Annotated in this window: 3 protein-coding genes and 1 pseudogene; 3 read left to right on the forward strand and 1 reads right to left on the reverse strand. The window is 69.1% G+C overall.

Annotated features, from left to right (window positions below; all coding sequences use genetic code 11):
- Nucleotides 1–375: pseudogene (locus tag HC022_RS24290) on the forward strand (hypothetical protein); the annotation flags it as partial.
- Nucleotides 372–728 carry a hypothetical protein gene (locus HC022_RS24295; protein ID WP_167454107.1) on the forward strand — a complete coding sequence of 119 codons (357 nt, stop codon included), beginning with the start codon at nucleotides 372–374 and terminating at the stop codon, nucleotides 726–728. The pseudogene HC022_RS24290 and the gene HC022_RS24295, both read left to right, overlap by 4 nt.
- A gap of 24 nt (nucleotides 729–752) precedes the next feature.
- Here the strand turns inward: HC022_RS24295 and HC022_RS24300 are convergent, their stop codons facing one another.
- Nucleotides 753–1,559, reverse strand: coding sequence for a quinoprotein dehydrogenase-associated SoxYZ-like carrier (locus tag HC022_RS24300; RefSeq protein ID WP_008887377.1), 807 nt, complete (start codon nucleotides 1,557–1,559; stop codon nucleotides 753–755).
- Nucleotides 1,560–1,684: 125 nt separating this feature from the next.
- Between HC022_RS24300 and HC022_RS24305 the strand changes: the two genes are divergently transcribed.
- A partial coding sequence (locus HC022_RS24305; protein ID WP_167454108.1) for an MBL fold metallo-hydrolase occupies nucleotides 1,685–2,362 on the forward strand: 678 nt, incomplete at its 3' end.

The following is a 2,362-nucleotide window of genomic DNA, read 5'->3' on the forward strand; positions in this document are numbered from 1 at the left end:
GCCAGCGTCGGCAACCCGATGATCATGTATTTCTACGAGAGCGTGATCCGCGACATGGCCGAGACCGTGGGCGGCTCGCCCTTCTACATCCGCAACCGGGTGAAGGAGGCACTGGTGCAGCCCGCCGAGATCGTCACCGGCGAGGCCAGCTTCGGCGGGTCCGAGGTGCCGACCCAGACCGTGATCCTGCGGCCTTTCGAAGGCGATCCGAACGCCGGGAAGATGCAGGGCTTCGGCGGTCTCGAGCTCAGCGTCACCATGTCCGAGGAGGTGCCGGGCTGGTATCTCAGCCTCGTCGCCACGGCGCCGGGGGCCGATGGCGCGCCGGGAGCCTATGTCTCGGAGCTGCGCTTCGACACGGTCGCGGCGCAATGATCCGGCTGGCGACGGCGCTTCTGCTGCTGGCCGGGGCGGTTCAGTCCGCTTCGGCGCAGAGCGTGGCGGAACGGCTCAACGACTACCCGACCGAGGCGCGGGCGGACTACGTCTTCGGCTGCATGGCCGCCAACGGCCAGAGCCGCGACGTGCTGCGCAAGTGCTCCTGTTCCATCGACGAGATCGCGACGATCCTGCCCTACGACAAGTATGTCGAGGCCGAGACGGTGCTGTCGATGCGGCTGACCGGCGGCGAGCGCATGGCGATCTTCAACAGCTCGGTCGCGGCGAACACCATCGTGGCCGACCTGCGACGGGCGCAGGCCGAGGCCGAGGTGGTCTGTTTCTTCTGACCCCTGTGCGAGACGCCGGGGGCTTTAGCCCTCGGCCTTCGGCAGCTCGCTCTCGAAGCGGTTGCCCTCGGTGTCGGTGGCCAGGACCCGCAGCGTCTCGGAGCCATTGTCGGCATAGGAGAAGCGGAAGCTCGGGTTCTCGCTGATCGAGATGCCGCCATCCATCGAGAACAGCATCTCGTCGCCCTGCCAGACCTCGAGGTGGTCGACGAAATGCGCGGGGATGAAAAGTTGGGTGATCTGGTCGCGCTGCAGCCCCGAGTAGTTCGGGTGCCGGATCATGATCTGCGCCTCGCGCCGGGGCGTCGAGATCGCCGGGGCCGCGTCCCCGAAGAGCCGCAGCTTCATCTGACCGATGCCGGCAAGTGCCTGCGCCGGGTCCTTGGTGGCGGGTGCCGAGCAGCCGCCCGAGGCCTTGACGAAACGCCCGTCCATGCGCAGCCCCTCGGGGGTGCCGGCGATGACCCGCACGTTGGAATACTGGTTCACCCGGATCCGCATCTCGAAATCCACCGGCGCCATGGCGCTGCCAAAGGCGAACTCCGCGGCCACCGGCGAAGGATTCTCGTCGATCACGACGGTCGCCGTCTCGATGGCCAGCGCGTCGTCGGTCTGCACGATGTGGATGGGCACGGTGGCGGCATCCTCGGCGCGGTAGGGCGCCTCGATGGTGAAGAGCCCGGCGGCGGGGGCGATGTCGGCGTCGCCGACGACATCGGCGCGCAGTTCCTCCCAGGTCGGGCTGTCGGTCAGCGGGTTGGTCTCGGCCGCGGCGAGCGGTGCCGCCAGCCACAGGGCCAGCAGGGTGGCGGATCTCCAGGTCCGGTCCATGCCTCTCCTCCTCGCATGGGATATCGCGCGAGTGTGCCACATCTTCCGGAGTCGCGATACCGAGCGGATTGTCGGTGTGGATCACGGTGCCGTGCGGCGCGAGGCTCCCGGCGGGAGGATCGGGCATGTTCGAAGCGGTGATGTTGGTCTGCGCGCTGGAGGGCCCGCTGTGCCGTGACGCGCTGTTGCCAGGGTTCGAGGCGGAAAGCGCCGAGGCCTGCGTCGCGTTGCTGCGTCGCGGGGACGCCCCCGCCGATGCCCGTTGTCGCGGGGCAGGGGAGGCGCTGGCGATGGACGAGGTGGCGCCTGGCGTTTTCGTGCATCGAGGTCTCGTCGAAGAGCCCGACGCGTCCAACCGGGGAGACGTCGCGAATCTGGGCTTCGTGGTGGGCGAGCGGTCCGTGGCGGTGATCGACACCGGCTCTGCGGCGTGGATCGGCGAGGCGCTCTGGCGTGCGATCCGGCAGCGGAGCGAGCTTCCCGTCAGCCATGTCGTCCTGACCCATGTGCACCCGGATCACGTCTTCGGCGCTGGTGTCTTTGCCGGGGCCGAGGTGGTGGGGCATGACGGGCTGGGGCGGGCGCTGGCGGAGCGGCAGGAGAATTACCTCGAGAGCTTTTCGCGGCTCCTGGGCGACGCCTTCCTCGGCACGACCGCGCCCGTGGTGGACCGCGAGATCGCCAAGAGCGGAGAGATCGACCTTGGCGGGCGGGTGCTCGAGCTGCGGGCCTGGCCGACCTCGCACACCAGCACCGACCTCACCGTTCTCGACCGCGCCACCGGGACGCTCTTCGCCGGGGAC

Origin of the sequence: Salipiger sp. HF18 (assembly GCF_011806505.1) — a bacterium.
In the GTDB taxonomy this organism is placed as follows: domain Bacteria; phylum Pseudomonadota; class Alphaproteobacteria; order Rhodobacterales; family Rhodobacteraceae; genus Salipiger; species Salipiger thiooxidans.

Bases quoted from the DNA above. Each gene is read 5' to 3' on its own strand.
- HC022_RS24295 (WP_167454107.1), top strand. From the start codon at position 372: ATGATCCGGCTGGCGACGGCGCTTCTGCTGCTGGCCGGGGCGGTTCAG.
- HC022_RS24300 (WP_008887377.1), bottom strand. From the start codon at position 1,559: ATGGACCGGACCTGGAGATCCGCCACCCTGCTGGCCCTGTGGCTGGCG.